Below are 16,236 nucleotides of genomic sequence, written 5' to 3' on the forward strand. Positions count from 1 at the left end.
GCCGGGCACGATAGCAGGTTTCAGGCCCGGCCGCGCTTGAGCGTCTCGCTCGGTAACTCCTTGAACAATTGCCGATAACTCTCTGAAAACCTTCCCAAATGCCAGAACGACCAACGCATGGCGACCTCGGCGATGGTCACCCCACCCCCACGCAACAGGTCGCGCCGGGCCCCGTTGAGCCGCCGCAAGCGTAGCCAGTGGGCCGGCGGCATGCCGGTAAAGGCTTTGAACGCTTGCTGCAACTGGCGCAGCGAAACGCCGGCAACATCGGCCAGTTCCAGCAGGTTCAGGGTTTCCTCCGGGCAATCTGCCGCCCACGCGCTGACCCGCTGCATGATTGCCCGCTCCTCTGCCCGCCGGCCCAGGGCGCCACCGTGCAGCCGCTGGCAGGCGTTATCGAGGATGAACAGGCAGTCTTCCAGCAGTTGCTCGGCCAACGCCTGCCCTTCCAGGGGGCAGTCTGCGTCGCCAAGGCGCGTCAGGGTGGCGCTGAGCCAGCTGCCGAACAGTGCATTCTGCCCGCTGCCAAGCGGCACCATGAACAAGCCTTCGAGGCGCTGCGGGTCGAGGCCATGACGGGCGAGGAACGGCTGGTCGAACACCACGGCCACCTCGTGGTAGTTCTCCGGCGTGATCCAGATATTGCGGCTCTGTTCGTTGAGCAGGTAGAGGCTGTTTTCGCTGCGGTCGAAACAGAACGCCAGTGAACCGCTCGGGGCCCGGAAGAATTGCTCGACCCGCGTGTTCAGGCGTTCTTCGTAGACCTCCACGCCGTCAAGGCCCAGGCAACGCAACTCGCCGCTGAAATGGCCGGGCGACATCTGCCGGTATTGCTGTTGCCAACCGGGGGTGGCACGCACTTGCTCGGTCACGTCGGTGGTGTGAAAAGCCTGGACTTGCAAGGCATTGGGCGTTGTCACGCTTTGTCCTAGTTGCACTCTTTTGGTGCATTAAATGCTGAAGAAAGTGGATAGATCACCCTGAGGGGCTGCGACCAAGATAGTCTCCAGCGCGTCACCTGGGAAGGGTTCACCCCTTTTGCAAAGCCGGCAACGGCCTTCGCGGGTAAACCCGCTCCCACAACAAAACCCAATCAAGAGGTCTGTATGAACGCCCCCTTCGATCAGCTTTCCACCTGGCTGAAAGAACACCGCATCACCGAAGTCGAATGCGTGATCAGCGACCTGACCGGCATCGCCCGCGGCAAGATCGCACCGACTGCCAAGTTCCTCCACGAGCGTGGCATGCGCCTGCCTGAAAGCGTGCTGCTGCAGACGGTCACGGGCGACTACGTCGACGACGACATCTACTACAGCCTGCTTGATGCCGCCGACATCGACATGGTCTGCCGCCCCGACCCTACGGCGGTGTATCAGATACCCTGGGCCATCGAGCCAACCGCAATCGTCATCCACGACACCTTCGACAAGCAAGGCAACCCGATCGAGCTGTCGCCGCGCAACGTACTGAAAAAGGTGCTCAAGCTTTACGCCGACCAAGGCTGGCAGCCGATCGTCGCGCCGGAAATGGAGTTCTACCTGACCAAGCGCTGCGAAGACCCCGACTTGCCTCTGCAAGTACCGCTGGGCCGCTCGGGCCGCGCCGAAAGCGGGCGCCAATCGTTTTCGATCGACGCTGCCAACGAATTCGACCCGTTGTTCGAAGACGTCTACGACTGGTGCGAGCTGCAGGGCCTGGACCTCGACACGCTGATCCACGAAGACGGCCCGGCGCAGATGGAGATCAACTTCCGCCACGGCGACGCGCTGGACCTGGCCGACCAGATCACCGTGTTCAAGCGCACGATGCGTGAGGCGGCGCTCAAGCACAACGTCACCGCCACCTTCATGGCCAAGCCGATCACCGATGAGCCGGGCAGCGCCATGCACCTGCACCAGAGCGTGGTCGACATCGCCACCGGCAAGCCGGTGTTCGCCAACGACGATGGCAGCATGAGCGAGCTGTTCCTGCATCATATTGGCGGTCTGCAGAAGTACATCCCCAAGCTGCTGCCGATGTTCGCCCCGAACGTCAACTCGTTCCGCCGCTTTCTGCCGGACACCTCGGCACCGGTGAACGTCGAATGGGGCGAGGAAAACCGCACCGCCGGCTTGCGCGTACCCACATCCAGCCCCGAGGCAATGCGCGTGGAAAACCGCCTGCCGGGCGCCGACGCCAACCCATACCTGGCGATTGCCGCGAGCCTGCTGTGCGGCTACCTGGGCATGGTCGAGAAGGTCGAGCCCAGCGCGCCGGTACAAGGCCGCGCCTACGAGCGGCGCAACCTGCGCCTGCCGATCACCATCGAAGACGCCCTGCAGCACATGGAGGACTGCCAGACCGTGCAGCGCTACCTGGGCAAGCAGTTTGTCCAGGGCTACGTGGCGGTCAAGCGTGCCGAGCATGAAAACTTCAAGCGTGTGATCAGCTCGTGGGAGCGTGAGTTCCTGCTGCTCAGCGTGTAACGCATCGCCGGCAAGCCGGCTCCACAGGGGCCGGTGTTGCCAACGCTGTACCTGTGGGAGCCGGCTTGCCGGCGATTGGCTGCACAGCAGCCCCACAACACCGAATTCAAATAACAAGACCAACGAGGTGTCGACATGCGTCATCTGCAAACCCTGATCCCCGCTGCATTTACCCTGCTGTTCGGGGCGGCCGCCCAGGCCCAGCCGTCAGTCAGCGTGTACAACTGGACCGACTACATCGGTGACACCACGCTGGCCGACTTCCAGGCCAGCAGCGGGATCAAGGTCGTCTATGACGTGTTCGACTCCAACGAAACCCTCGAAGGCAAGCTGCTCGCCGGCCGCACCGGCTACGACGTGGTCGTGCCGTCCAACCACTTCCTGGCCCGCCAGGCACAGGCAGGCGCGTTCCTGCCACTGGACCGCAGCAAGCTGCCGAACTGGAAGCACCTGGACCCCAAACTGCTCAAGCAGCTTGAACAGAACGACCCAGGCAACCAGTACGCGGTGCCGTACCTGTGGGGCACCAACGGCATCGGCTACAACGTCGAAAAGGTCAAGGCCGCGCTGGGTATCGAGCGTGTCGACTCCTGGGCGGTGCTGTTCGAGCCGGAAAACCTGAAAAAGCTCAAGCAATGCGGCGTGGCGTTCATGGACTCGCCCGACGAGCTGTTCCCGGCCATGCTCAACTACCTGGGCATGGACCCGCGCAGCGAAAAGGCGGCGGATTACGCCAAGGCCGAAGCACGCCTGCTGGCGCTGCGTCCGTACATCACCTACTTCCATTCTTCCAAGTATGTTTCAGACCTCGCAAACGGTGACATCTGCGTGGCCTTCGGCTACTCCGGCGACGTGTTCCAGGCGGCCAACCGCGCAGTCGAGGCCAACAACGGCGTGAAGATCGCCTACAGCATCCCGAAAGAAGGCAGCAACCTGTGGTTCGACCTGCTGGCCATTCCCAAGGATGCCGGCAACCCCGACCAGGCCCTCGCGTTCATCAACTACCTGCTGGAGCCGAAGGTGATCGCCAAGGTCAGCGCCACCGTAGGCTACGCCAACGCCAACCCGGATGCCAAGGCCGACATGGACCCCTCGCTGGTCAACAACCCCGAGATCTACCCACCCCAGGAGGTGCTGGACAAGCTGTACATCTCAAGCACCCCGACCCCGCAGATCATGCGTGTCATGACCCGCTCCTGGAGCAAGATCAAGTCCAACCGCTGAGCCGAGAACGCGCCATGCCTTTCACTACTCAACACACCGCGTCTTACTACGCCGCTACTGCGCGCGATACCGCGCCCTACCCCAGCCTCGACGGTGAACTGAGCGCCGACGTGTGCGTGGTCGGCGGCGGGCTGACGGGCGTAAATACCGCGCTGGAGCTTGCCGAGCGCGGCCTGTCGGTGATCCTGCTGGAAGGCCGACGCATCGGCTGGGGCGCCAGTGGGCGCAACGGCGGCCAGCTGATCCGCGGCATCGGCCATGACGTCAGCGGATTTGCCCGCTACGTCGGCCAGGACGGGGTGCGCTACCTGAAGCAGGCCGGCATCGATTCGGTGGCCCTGGTGGCCAAACGCATCGAGCAGTACGGCATTGCCTGCGACTTGCGCTGGGGTTTTTGCGAATTGGCCAATACGCCCGTCCAGTTCGCCGCCTTCAAGGACGAACAGGCTGAGTTGGCAGCGCTTGGTTACCGCCACGAAACACGCCTGGTCGGCCCCGAGCGCCTGCATGAAATCGTCGCCAGCGAGCAGTACGCCGGCGGCCTGGTAGACATGGGCTCAGGCCACCTGCACCCGCTCGACCTGGTCCAGGGCGAAGCGCGCGCGGCCCACGGCCTGGGCGTGCGCATCTTCGAGCAGAGCCCGGTGCTGCGCATCGAGCATGGCCCTACGGTGACCCTGCACACCGCGCGCGGCAAGGTGCGGGCGCAGAGCCTGGTGCTGGGTTGCAACGCCCACCTCGATGAACTGGAACCCCGCCTGAGCGGCAAGGTGCTGCCCGCCGGCAGCTACGTCGTCGCCACCGAACCCTTGCCCGAGGCTGTCGCCCAGGCACTGATCCCGCAAAACATGGCCATGTGCGACCAGAAAGTCGGCCTGGATTACTACCGCCTCACCGCCGACCGCCGCCTGCTGTTTGGCGGGGCCTGCCACTACTCCGGGCGCGACCCCAAGGACATTGCCGCTTATATGCGGCCAAAAGTGCTCAAGGTGTTCCCTCAATTGGCCGATGTGCGCATCGAGTACCAGTGGGGTGGCATGATCGGCATTACCGCCAACCGCTTCCCCCAGGTGGGGAGGCTCAGCCAGTACCCCAACGTGTATTACGCCCAAGGCTATTCCGGGCATGGCCTGAACGTGACGCACTGGACGGCGAAGCTGCTCGCAGAGGGGATCGCCGTTGGGGAAAGTCAGGGGCTGGATGTGTTCAGTGCTGTACCACACCTGACCTTCCCGGGCGGCAAGGCATTGCGCTCGCCGCTGCTGGCGTTAGGGATGTTGTGGTATCGGTTGCGGGAGGTTTTGGGGTAGGCCCTGGGTTTGCATTATGGCGGGCATGTGAAGGCCTTGAGGCATGCTGTGCAAGTGATATCGAGCGCCGCCCGCGCGGCGCATCGCGGCTAAAGCCGCTCCTACATTTGTTGAAACGTGCCACTGACAGTCAGGCCACAGTCGTCAGCTTTCCGCGTCCGCCGAGAGACGGTGTGATATCAACAAGGCTTGTCAGGCACAGGCACGGCGCGACAGGTGTGTAGGAGCGGATTTATCCGCGATGCGCCGCACGAGCGGCGCTCACCCTTGAGCACGCCCTCAATCCATCCTGGAATACCCAGTCAGCTCAAAAACACCAGGCACTCTGAACATTACCTGCTAGCGTTGTTCTGGCCACCCCCTCATGGACGCATCACCATCATGAAATCACTGCCTCGCATCACCCTGTTGTGCGCTGCTTTGCTCGCCGTGGCCGCCTGCTCGAGCAACCGCGTGGACCCGAAGGACTATTCAGGTTTCCTTCAGGACTACAGCCGGCTGCAGCCTGCTGAAAGCCCCTCTGGCGCGCCGGTGATGCGCTGGATCGACCCGAAGGTCAGTGCCAGCCAGTACACCCAGATTTTCATCGAGCCCAGCCAGTTCTATCCCAAGCCTCAACCCACCGCAGTCATCTCCGAACAGACCCTGCAGGAAATCACCCGCTACTTCAATGAGGCTCTGCGCCGTGAAATGGGCAGCGTGCTGACACTGGTCAAGGCCCCCGGCCCTGGCACGATCGTGGTGCGCCCGGCGATCACTGCCGTATCGACCGGCAATGAAGGCCTCAAACCCTACGAAGTGATCCCGATCGCGCTGATTTCGGCTGGGGTGAATACCGCCATGGGCGGTCGCGATCAGGAGGTGGACGTCGGCGTGGAGGCCGCATTCCTCGATGGCGCCAGCCAGAAGGTACTGGCGCAGGTGGTGCGCAAGGGCACAGGCAAGGAACTGGAAAACGATACCCAGAAACTCACCCTGAACGACGTCAAGCCTGTGCTCGATGGCTGGGCCAAGGACATGCGTAGCAGCTTTGTGGCCCTGCGCAACAAGGCCAAATGAGCCAGTGACGACTGGTCAGCACTCCACAAAGGCGACCGCAAGGCCGCCTCTGGAGGTTTCCTTGTAGTTGGCATGCATGTCCGCACCTGTGTCACGCATCGTGCGGATGACCCGATCCAGCGAGATGAAATGCTCGCCATCACCCCGCAGGGCCATCTGCACAGCATTGATGGCCTTGACCGCAGCAATCGCGTTGCGCTCGATGCAGGGCACCTGGACCAACCCGCCGACCGGGTCGCAGGTCAGCCCGAGGTTGTGCTCAAGGGCAATTTCGGCGGCGTTTTCCAGCTGTGGCGGCGTGGCGCCCAGCACCTGGGCAAGGCCGGCCGCGGCCATCGAACAGGCAGACCCTACCTCACCCTGGCAGCCTACCTCTGCACCGGATATCGAGGCGTTTGTCTTGCACAGGATGCCCACAGCGGCAGCAGCCAGCATGAATGCCACCACGTCATCGTCACAGGCCTCGGGGTTGAACTTCATGTAGTAGTGCAGCACCGCAGGGATGATGCCCGCCGCGCCATTGGTAGGTGCGGTGACCATGCGCCCGCCAGCGGCGTTTTCTTCGTTGACCGCCAGGGCAAACAGGTTTACCCACTCCATGGCACTCAAGGTCGAGCCGATTACGTTGGGCTTGCCCAGCTCTTGCAAGCTGCGGTGCAGGCGCGCGGCGCGGCGCTTGACACCCAGGCCGCCCGGCAGAATGCCTTCGTTGCGCAAGCCATTGTCGACGCACTCGCGCATCGCCGCCCAGATCCGCAGCAAGCCATCACGCACCTCGGCCTCAGGGCGCCAGGCGCACTCGTTGGCCATCATCAGCTGTGCCACGCTCAGCTGGTGGGCCTTGCACAGGGCAAGCAGCTGGGCACCACTGGAAAACGCGTAGGGCAGCGTGACGGCATTGGCCTCGGCCTGCGGCGCATCGATTTCACCCTGCTCTACGATAAAACCACCCCCCACCGAATAGTAGGTCTGGCACAACAAGCTGGCCCGCCCGTCCAGGGCCTCCAGGCTCATGGCATTGGGGTGATACGGCAGGTTCTCGTCCAGCAGCAACATGTCGCGGGCGTAAACGAAAGTCAGAGGCTGGCTGCCATCGAGCATCAGGCATTGCTCCTGCATCACCTGGCCGATACGCGAATCGATGGTGGCCGGGTCGATCCGGTCCGGCCACTGCCCCATCAGGCCAAGCAGGCAGGCGCGATCAGTGGCATGGCCAACCCCGGTGGCCGATAGCGAGCCATACAGGCGCACCTCGACACGGCTCACCTGGCCCAGCAGCCCCTGCGCTCGCAAGGCCTGGGCGAAGGTCGCGGCTGCCCGCATCGGGCCGACGGTGTGGGAGCTGGATGGGCCGATGCCAATTTTGAAAAGGTCGAAAACACTGATAGCCATGCTAATGCCTGACCGCGCCGGCCTGAAACGCCGATACGCGGCTAATTGGGTAAATTGAACGCAACTGCGGATTTGCGCGATACTGACGCGCTCAATCGTTGATGACCAACGAAACTTCCTAAGCAAGGCTTTAGTGGAGCTAAATGATGCGGCGACAGCTCAACGGCCAGATGTTCGTCTGGCTGCATGTCTTTTCCTGTGCGGCCCGGCACCTGTCGTTCACCCGCTGCGCGGAGGAACTGCACATTACCCCCGGTGCAGTCAGCCAACAGATGCGCCAGCTGGAAGAGCGCCTGGGTTACCGGTTGTTCCTGCGCCGCGCCCGCGGCGTTGAATTGAGCGCCGAAGGCCAGCGCCTGGCGCAGACGGTTGCCGAGGCATATGGCAGCATCGAGGCCGAGCTGTTGCGCCTGGACGCAGGTGAAATCCGTGGCACCCTGCGCCTGCGCTCAATCCCCTCGTTCCTGGCCAAGTGGCTGACACCACGGCTGCCGCGGTTCCAGCAGCGCTACCCAGACATCGAGTTGCGCCTGGTGGCCGAAGACAGCGCGCAGGCACTGCACCCGGGCGACTTCGACCTGGCCATCGACCTGAATGACGGCAGCTACCCCGGCATGCTCTCGACGCCGTTGCTGCACGAACAGATCTTTCCGGTCTGCTCGCCAGCCCTGCTGCGTGGCCGGCCACCGCTGCACGGGCCTGCGGACCTGGCGCACTACCCGTTGCTGCACGACATCACCGCCTGGCGTGGCAGTTCGGATTTTGCCGAATGGGAGTTCTACCTGGAGGGGATTGGCTCACCCGGCCTGGATGTGCGACGTGGGCACACCTTCAACCGCAACCACCTGACCATCGAAGCGGCGATTGCCGGGGTGGGCGTGGCGATTGCACGGCGCACGCTGCTCAATGACGAACTGGAGCGAGGCGCCCTGATCGTGCCGTTCGGCGTGCCGATCGCCAACCACAAGCGTTATGTGGTGCATTACCCGCCTGGCGGCCTCAACCAGCCGGGGGCACGCGCGGTGCACGACTGGTTGGTGACTGAAGCGAAGACGTTTCTTGCTCAGCACCCCATTCAAACAGACACGGCCAACAACGGGCCATGAGTGTGATCATTCAGCCGCGACACGTTTCACATCGAAGTCGAACGACGGAACGTAGCCGGTGCCAAGCAGATACGGGCATTGCGACGGGACGAAATCGTTGCTCAGCAGGTCGTGAGTGCTGTCGTAACCTGGCATCGAAATACCGGTGATGGTCAGCAGCGTATGCGGCAAGGAAGAAATACTGATGCGCTGCCCTTCCCTTTCATCAAGTTTCTGCAGCTTTTGCGCCAGCTGCTGAGGCAGGTTGCCTGAGGCCCAGATAAACGCCGCAACCGAAAGATCATACTCATTGCCCATGCCGTGGCCCAGCAGGCCGCGGCTGTCATCCAGCAAGTTCTCCCCATGATCTGACGAGTAAACCAGCAGCGCCTTGCGTTGGCTGGCCTTCAACTGCTCGATGATCGTGCCTAGCAGCCAGTCGGTGTACAACACCGAGTTGTCGTAGTTGGCGGTAATCCTGTCCTTGGCGCTGTCCGTTGCAGGCGTGAATTTGGCGAACTCACGCGGGTAACGCCGCGCGTAGTCGAAATGGCTGCCTTTGATGTGGATGAAGACCGCCTGCTTTTGCCCCGCCCCCTGCTGAATTATTTTTTCATAAGCCGAGATCAACGCCCCATCATAGCTGCGTTCAAAATACTGACGGTTTTGCGCCTCGGCGGCGATTTGCGGAATGATCCCGCCAAAACTGTCGACCTCCTGCGATGACAGCCAGTAGGTCTTGTAGCCGGCCGCACGGTAGATGCCGACCAGGGACTTGGTCGAGGCGATCAGGTCCCAGTGCTTGATGGGCTCGAGGCTGAGCAGCGAAGGCACCGCGACCGAGGTGTAAGGGGCGGTGGTGCACATGCTGCTGAACTTGAAAACCCCCGTCTCTTTATCAAGGTTGGGCGGGGTTACATTGGGGTAACCGAACAGCGACCAGTTGTGCGGCCGCGAAGATTCGCCAATCACGAACACCAAGGTCTCAATACCGGGCTGGTCCGATGTCGACGTTATGTTTACTTCGGACTCCAGGCGCTGCTTGATGTACTTTTTCGATTCTGTGTACAGGCTGGCGGTCAATCCGATTTGTGACAGATAACCGAACGGCGTACTTTGGTCTTTTGCCGCCAGGTCGAGAATGGCGCTCTTGCCGAACGAATTGAGTTTCACAGTTTTATAAAAGTAGACACCGTAGCCGACCAGCAAGGCGCCGATGGCGAAACACAAAACAGTTTTGCTCTTGTATAACGTGCGCCCGTAAAGGCCCGCCAGGCCAACGCCATAACACAACACCAGCACCAGCAATACCGTTATGATCGAAGACCCGTAGGTACTCAGAAAATCGCCCGCTTCCTTGTAATTGGTCAGGCCGATGAAAAGATAAGCGGCCGTCAACCTCGAGCCGAAGTTCAGTACCAGAAACAGGTCTACACTCGCCACCAGATAAAACGGCAGCAAGTACACATGAACTTTGAATTGGTTGCCTGAAACGAATCGTATTGCCAGCAGCCACAGCAGTGAAATGCCAAGCGTGTAGTACACCAGCAGGTCCGTTTTCGAGCACCTGCAGTCTGCCAGCAACCTGATCAGCAACGGCGACAGCAGGAACGACCACAACAACAGGGTCGGCCATTCCGCCTTCGCTACCTTCGCCGCACGCTCACCAAACTGGGACCTGTTTTTCATATTCGATGACCCGGATGAGGGCGTGAATGCGGGTGTATGTCCTGTAGGAGCTGGCTTGCCTGCGATCGGCTGCGTAGCAGGCGTAAAACCTGTATCCGCATTCTGTCTGGCAATCCGCAAATACCGGTTTTACGACTGCTTCGCAGCCGATCCCAGGCAAGCCAGCTCCTACACACACAATTTCGTACAGACCTTAGTAAGCCTGCTTGCCGGTGAAGGCATTGAGCGTTCGTACCAGGATCACGAAGTCGAGCCACAGCGACCAGTTGTTGATGTACTCGATGTCCGAATTCACCCGCTGGATCATCTGTTCGATGTCCTTGGTCTCGCCTCTGTGGCCACGCACCTGTGCCAGGCCGGTCATGCCAGGTTTGATGTTGTGGCGGGCGAAGTAGTCGACGATGTCCTGGGAATACAGCGTGTCATGCTGCAGCGCATGTGGGCGTGGGCCCACCAACGACATTTCGCCCGTCAGTACATTGAACAGCTGGGGCAGCTCATCCAGGCTGGTGCGGCGAATGAAGGCACCCACCCGCGTAAGCCTGGGGTCATTCTTCTGCGCCTGCTGCACCACGCCGCTCTCAGGCTGGTGCACCCGCATGCTGCGAAACTTCCAGATACGGAATGATTCCCCCGTCCAGCCCGTGCGTTCCTGGCGGAAGAACACCGGCCCGGGGCTGTCGAACTTGATGACGGCGGCCACCACCAGCAATACCGGTGAGGCGCACAGCAGAATGAACGCCGCCAGTACCCGGTCTTCCAGGTTCTTCAGGAACAGGCTCATGCCGGTCAGCGGTGTTTCAGACAAGGTCAGCACCGGGATACCGGCAATTTCACGCACACTGTGGTTGATCAGCCGCAGGGAGAAGATGTCCGGCACCCAGTTGACGGCGATGCACTTGTCCAGCAGCCTCAGGTAGACGTCGTTAATCAGTTCAGAGCCGCCAAGCGGCGTTACCAGGTATACCGTGCGGATCGCCTGCTTGGCGATAATCTCATCCAGGTCGCCAATGCGGCCCAACACCGGCAAACGCAGTTTTGTATCGCCCGTGTCCTCCCCGTCGGCTTCATCAATCAGTACACAACCCACTACCCGTTCACCGAACCACGGGTTATTGCTGATCTTCTGATAAAGGAAGTTGGCCAGATCGCCACCACCTATTATCAAAGCATTGTCCAGGCGGGCACGCGCGGTAAAACGCTTTTGCAGTTCACGCATCACAATATGCAACAGCAACTGAACGACGTAGCCAATAACAAACAGCTGGCCAACCAATAACCGGGAATAGGTTTCACTTTGTTTGGTGACGAACGCGATCACTACTAAAAAACAGAACGTTGCCGACCAGGCCTTGAACAGCCTGAAGGCTTTAACCGACAACCCCACGTTGCTTCGGTAAATGGCGTAATGGTCGTAAATGACCGCCAACGCACCAATCAGCAACAGCAGCATGATTACATAGTCAGAGGTAATGTAACCAACCCGATCATATATCAAGTACCACGCCACCCCGGTGACAGCGATTCCATCGAGCCCTGCTTGAATGGCGTTACTCACGCTGCTTCTACGCTGGAGCAAGGAACGGCTGCTTCTAGGCTCGAATACCATTATGAGGCCTCTTTTTCAGGTGCGCGACTCACGCATGCCCATTACATCAATGCAATAAACCCAACCTTAGATTTAATACAAAATCATTAAATTCAACGTACGGCACCCCACGCCATTGCTTTCACTGTAGCAGCACACCGCCAGCAGCGCCGGTCGCAAAACCTTCATCCCGTCCATTCTGACGCTCGCCGTTTCAAGCCAGCGCCTTTCAGGTCCGCCGGGGCTTGCCCTGACCACCTGGAAAGGTCGCTTTCGAGCACATCAGCGCGCGCAGCAGGAAAAGCGGGTTGCCAACCACATAGCGGGCAAACAGCCGCTTGGGCTCCCTGCATAACCGGTAAAGCCACTCGCCACCCAGCCGGCGCAACCAATTCGGTGCCCGTGTCACCTTGCCCCCGATGAAATCCAGAATTGCTCCGCCGCAGACGATCAGGCAGGGCCTGCCCATGTCGGCCAGCCGCGCGGCAACGTTTTCCTGTTTAGGCATACCCATGCCCAGTACGATCAGCTCCGGCTTTAGCGTCCTGGCCAGCTCGATGTAGGTTTCGACACGCGAGAACCCATCGTGCACCGAGACCACCTGCACGCCGTACAAGGCCTCGCTGCGCTGCGCAGCCTGGGACAGGTAAGGTTCCTGTGTACCCCAGAACGCCACCCGCCGGCCCTTGTACGCTGCCAGTAACTCGGGAATGAAGTCGGTGCCATTCATGTTCAAACCGGGGGCCAGCCCCAGGCGCCGGTACAGTATTGCGATCCCCGAGCCATCGCGCAGCAGCACATCAGCGGCCGCCAGCGCCTCGCAGTAGTGCTTGTCGGCGGCCACCAGGTTCATCGCATGGGCATTGACGAAGCCGAGCACGGTAGCGGTTTGCGGAGCACGCAGTGCCTCGAGTACCTGCTGCTCGTCGGCCGCATCACTGACGACACGCAACTTGCCGATGATCGACTTCCAGCGTTTTAGCCAAGCCCGGTCACCCATCAGTTGTCATCCCGTTTTGAACGCACCCATTCCACTTGGCGCTTGAGCAAAAACCCGAGGTACAGGGGAATCTTCTTCGCCGCGTAGAACGGCGCATACAACAGCACGGAAAACGGAATCAGCTCACGCGAGAAGCGCCACCAGGCCAGCAGCACCGCGGTGCCCAGCAAGGCCAGGCTGACCGTGGCGATCACCGCCGGCAGCACGATACCCAGCGCCAGCAACGCCAGCCAGGCCACTGTGAACACCACCATCATGGCCAACGACAGCAACGCCAGTGGCGGCACCAGCAGGTCGACGGTCATGGCCAACAAAGGCCAGTTGCGCTGCGCCAGCGCGCGGCCGATCAAACCCGGCCCCTCCGCCAGCACCAACCCCAGATGGCCATGCTCCCAGCGGGTACGCTGGCTGGTCAGGCCTTCCTGGCTGGTGGGGAACTGGCTGGTGACTTGCGCTGCCGGGCAGAACAGCGGCGGCTTGCCGTCACGGCAAAGCTCCAGGCCCAGCTTGATGTCTTCGACCAGATGGCCGGTCGCCAGATTAGCAGCGGTGACATCCTGCCAGCTGAACGCCATCCCCGCGCCCATCAACTGGCACGGTAGCCCCAGCCGGGTCCAGCCGCGCGGGCGCACCAGGTTCTTCACGCGCCAGGCAAACTCGGCGACCTGAACCTTGAGCCCCGCGCCGGCAGGCGCATGCATCAGGTAAAGCGACTGCGCCGGCCGCCCGGACTCGATGCAACAGTGGGCCAGGCGCTCGACAGTACCCGCGCTCACCTGGCAGTCCGCGTCGATGATCACCACCACATCCGGCGGCGCCTCGGCCAGGTGGCGTACACCGTAGTCCAGCGCGTAGCCCTTGCCCCGCAGTTGGGCGTGCTGGCGCTCGATCACTTGCGCGCCGGCGGCACGCGCCAATGCCGCGGTGTCGTCGGTGCAGTTGTCCGCCACTACCAGCAGCTGATCACCCTCGACCAGTTGCGGGCCAATAGTGGCGAGTGCCGAGGCAATCACCGACGCCTCGTTGTGCGCTGGCACCAGCACCGCTACCCGCGGGCGCGGCCCCTTTGAGGCAGGCACCGGCCGCGCCGGCAAGCAGGCCAACAGCACCTGGACCAACAGCACCAATACCGGCAACAGCACCAGCAGCGCCAATATGCCCAGTAGCCAACTCAATAAAGTCATCATGCAGTTGCCTTGAAATAGCTGACCAGCCTGGCCGCTTCAGTGTCGATGTCGTGACGTTGCAGCACGCGCTCATACGCAGCTTCACCCATGCGCTGCAGGGCCTCGGCAGGTTGCGCCAGGCAGTCCGCCATGGCCGTGGCCAGCTCCTCGACAGCGCCTGCCGGGAACAGCCAGCCGTTTTCACCCTGGCGAACCAGCTCGGGGATGCCCGCGACATAAGTGGTCAGTACCGGACGGCGCAGGGCCATCGCCTCCATGATCACCACCGGCAACCCTTCGGCAAAACTGGGCAAGACCAACGCCCGGGCGGCGAGGATTTCTTCGCGCACCTGGGCGCTGCTGATCCAGCCGGTGACGCGCACTTGCGCCTGCATGCCATGGCGCGCGATCAGTGCCTCGATCTGTTCGCGCATCTCACCATCACCGGCCAACACCATTTCGAACACCACGCCCTTGGCCAGCAGCATGCGCGCGGCTTCCAGCAACAGCAGCTGGCCCTTCTGTTCGCACAGGCGCCCCACGCATACCAGCCGCGGCGCGGCCGGAGGGGCAACGGCAGCGCCCTCGTGGAAGCTGCGCTCCAGGCCGCAATGCACCACCTTCACCTTTACCCAGTGCTCGTGGGCCACCCAGCGAAACAGCTGGCTACGCCCGTATGAGCTGACCGCCGCGACGAAGGCTGCGCGGCGGACCTTTTCCCCCATGTGCAGGAACTGCGGTTTGTCGAACTCCTCCGGGCCGTGCACGGTAAAACTGTAACTGGGCCCGCCGAGCGCATTGGCCAGCATCACCACTTCGGTGGAGTTGGTGCCGAAATGCGCATGCACGTGCTCGGCACCGAAGGCGTGCAACCACTGCACGACAAGGCATGCCTCGGCCAGGTAGACCAGGTGATACGGCCAGGCGCGGTCGGCCCGCAGCCCCATGCGCAGGGCAAGGCCCAAAGTGGAGAGAAAACGCCGTGGGTCAGCGCGCAGGGCCTGGAACATCGGTTTCATCAGGCCCTTGACGCCATCTTGCAGCACGTAGCGGGTTTTCTCCCGCTCGGCTAGGTCTTCGCTGTCTTGCAGTTCGGCATCCCAACCCCGCAAGGCAATGCGTAACACCTCGATGCCCTGACGCTCGAGCGCCAGGATTTCGCGCCGGATGAAGCTGTGACTGACCTTGGGATACTGATTGATGAAATAAGCAATGCGCATACGCCCCCAAATCGAAGTCCGTTTACCGAATGGCCAGGTCGACTCCGCGAGAGCCTGGCCTTCTTCTTGCTGTTCGTCACTGACTGCAGGCCAGTTGTGGATGCAGCGGCAGCTCTTTTTGCCCGGTCGTACGGGGCAGCGCTGCTTCTATCCTGGCAAACACATCGTCCAGCAGTTCATTGCGCCTGCGGTACATGGCTCGTTTCTTTGGCGCGATGTCCTCCAGGGTGCGCTGTGCCGGCGCCATCGGCACGGCGAAAAAATCCTCGCGCGTCGAGCCTTCAGCGCCGTTCTCCTGCCATATCACATCATAGTTGGCGGCCAGGTCCTGGGCCTTATCAATACCGAAATACGGGTGGCGGTGATGCCGGCACTGGTCAGTCACAGCATATATGTGCGTGGCCCCAATCGCTCTGGCCAGGCATTTCAGGGCTTCGACGAGGAAGCTTCTGGGGCGCAGCCCTTGGAAATCCTTGGTCAGGTCGCGGTAGATGTTCAGCGACGTTTCACTGTCGATGCCCTTGTGGATGCCCTGCACCGCGCCAATGAACAGGCACAGCCCACCCTCGGCGCGGCACAGCGTGAACGCCAGTGACGCCACGCGCAGGTCAGCCTGAAAAAGGTTGAGTACCAGCTCCCCTTCGCGCTTGAACCAGATGGGCCGGTCCAGCACCAGGGTGCAGCCACTGGCGTAGCTCGACAGGTCGCAAACCACTCGGCTTTCGTCGCGCCCCAGCAGCAACAGTGCAGGGAAATCCTTGGCGACCACTTCGTAGTGCGAAGCCACCACCTCGAAACGCTCGGGTGCCTCCCAGCATTTGCTGATGTAGGGCCATTGCACCATGCCGATGCAGTCCACCCCCAGCCTGGCGAAACGCTCCTCGCCCAGTGCACCCGACATGCGCTGGATGAACGCGCGCAGCTGCGGCCACTGCGTGATCATCGCTGCCGTCAACTTGCGCTTGTTGTTCAGCGCCCGTAACGAGTAGCCGGGCTGCAAGGTGAGCACACTTTTCGCTAACGATGTGAAAATCATAG

Annotated in this window: 13 protein-coding genes; 5 read left to right on the forward strand and 8 right to left on the reverse strand. The window is 61.6% G+C overall.

What is annotated here, in order from left to right; genetic code table 11:
* Window positions 1-20: 20 nt before the first annotated feature.
* Window positions 21-920 carry a helix-turn-helix domain-containing protein gene (locus tag ACFY68_RS22635; RefSeq protein WP_387531959.1) on the reverse strand — a complete coding sequence of 300 codons (900 nt, stop codon included), beginning with the start codon at window positions 918-920 and terminating at the stop codon, window positions 21-23.
* Between the two features lie 186 nt (window positions 921-1,106).
* Between ACFY68_RS22635 and ACFY68_RS22640 the strand changes: the two genes are divergently transcribed.
* From ACFY68_RS22640 to ACFY68_RS22655, 4 genes are all read left to right on the forward strand, one after another.
* Window positions 1,107-2,465: a glutamine synthetase family protein gene (locus ACFY68_RS22640; RefSeq protein ID WP_346613253.1), complete on the forward strand. Its 1,359-nt coding sequence runs from the start codon at window positions 1,107-1,109 to the stop codon at window positions 2,463-2,465.
* Window positions 2,466-2,600: 135 nt separating this feature from the next.
* A complete protein-coding gene (locus ACFY68_RS22645; protein ID WP_387531963.1) occupies window positions 2,601-3,689 on the forward strand; it encodes a polyamine ABC transporter substrate-binding protein in 1,089 nt (362 codons plus the stop codon).
* A gap of 14 nt (window positions 3,690-3,703) precedes the next feature.
* Window positions 3,704-4,999, forward strand: coding sequence for an NAD(P)/FAD-dependent oxidoreductase (locus tag ACFY68_RS22650; RefSeq protein WP_387531966.1), 1,296 nt, complete (start codon window positions 3,704-3,706; stop codon window positions 4,997-4,999).
* A 381-nt stretch (window positions 5,000-5,380) separates the two neighbouring features.
* Window positions 5,381-6,058 (forward strand): DUF3313 domain-containing protein, encoded by a 678-nt coding sequence (locus tag ACFY68_RS22655; RefSeq protein WP_387531968.1) that lies wholly within the window; start codon window positions 5,381-5,383, stop codon window positions 6,056-6,058.
* A 15-nt stretch (window positions 6,059-6,073) separates the two neighbouring features.
* Here ACFY68_RS22655 and ACFY68_RS22660 read toward each other — a convergent pair whose 3' ends face one another.
* Window positions 6,074-7,450, reverse strand: coding sequence for an L-serine ammonia-lyase (locus ACFY68_RS22660; RefSeq protein ID WP_387531971.1), 1,377 nt, complete (start codon window positions 7,448-7,450; stop codon window positions 6,074-6,076).
* Between the two features lie 146 nt (window positions 7,451-7,596).
* On the opposite strand from ACFY68_RS22660, the gene ACFY68_RS22665 reads away from it, so the two are divergent.
* Window positions 7,597-8,556 carry a LysR substrate-binding domain-containing protein gene (locus ACFY68_RS22665; RefSeq protein ID WP_387532139.1) on the forward strand — a complete coding sequence of 320 codons (960 nt, stop codon included), beginning with the start codon at window positions 7,597-7,599 and terminating at the stop codon, window positions 8,554-8,556.
* A gap of 6 nt (window positions 8,557-8,562) precedes the next feature.
* On the opposite strand, the gene ACFY68_RS22670 is transcribed toward ACFY68_RS22665, so the two are convergent.
* From ACFY68_RS22670 to ACFY68_RS22695, 6 genes are all read right to left on the reverse strand, one after another.
* Window positions 8,563-10,224 (reverse strand): phosphoethanolamine transferase, encoded by a 1,662-nt coding sequence (locus tag ACFY68_RS22670; RefSeq protein WP_387531973.1) that lies wholly within the window; start codon window positions 10,222-10,224, stop codon window positions 8,563-8,565.
* 193 nt (window positions 10,225-10,417) lie between these two features.
* Window positions 10,418-11,833: an undecaprenyl-phosphate glucose phosphotransferase gene (locus tag ACFY68_RS22675; protein ID WP_387531975.1), complete on the reverse strand. Its 1,416-nt coding sequence runs from the start codon at window positions 11,831-11,833 to the stop codon at window positions 10,418-10,420.
* 208 nt (window positions 11,834-12,041) lie between these two features.
* Complete coding sequence (locus ACFY68_RS22680; RefSeq protein ID WP_387531978.1) at window positions 12,042-12,812, reverse strand: WecB/TagA/CpsF family glycosyltransferase; 771 nt, start codon at window positions 12,810-12,812, stop codon at window positions 12,042-12,044.
* Entirely contained in the window at window positions 12,812-13,999 is a 1,188-nt protein-coding gene (locus ACFY68_RS22685; RefSeq protein WP_387531981.1) for a glycosyltransferase family 2 protein, read from the reverse strand. Before ACFY68_RS22685 ends, ACFY68_RS22680 begins: the two co-directional genes overlap by 1 nt.
* Window positions 13,996-15,198 carry a glycosyltransferase family 4 protein gene (locus ACFY68_RS22690; protein ID WP_387531984.1) on the reverse strand — a complete coding sequence of 401 codons (1,203 nt, stop codon included), beginning with the start codon at window positions 15,196-15,198 and terminating at the stop codon, window positions 13,996-13,998. The genes ACFY68_RS22685 and ACFY68_RS22690 overlap by 4 nt, the downstream gene beginning before the upstream one ends.
* A 76-nt stretch (window positions 15,199-15,274) precedes the next feature.
* Window positions 15,275-16,234: a DUF535 family protein gene (locus ACFY68_RS22695; RefSeq protein ID WP_387531987.1), complete on the reverse strand. Its 960-nt coding sequence runs from the start codon at window positions 16,232-16,234 to the stop codon at window positions 15,275-15,277.
* Window positions 16,235-16,236: the final 2 nt, after the last annotated feature.

The sequence above is a fragment of the Pseudomonas sp. NPDC012596 genome, assembly GCF_042902325.1.
Taxonomy (GTDB): domain Bacteria; phylum Pseudomonadota; class Gammaproteobacteria; order Pseudomonadales; family Pseudomonadaceae; genus Aquipseudomonas.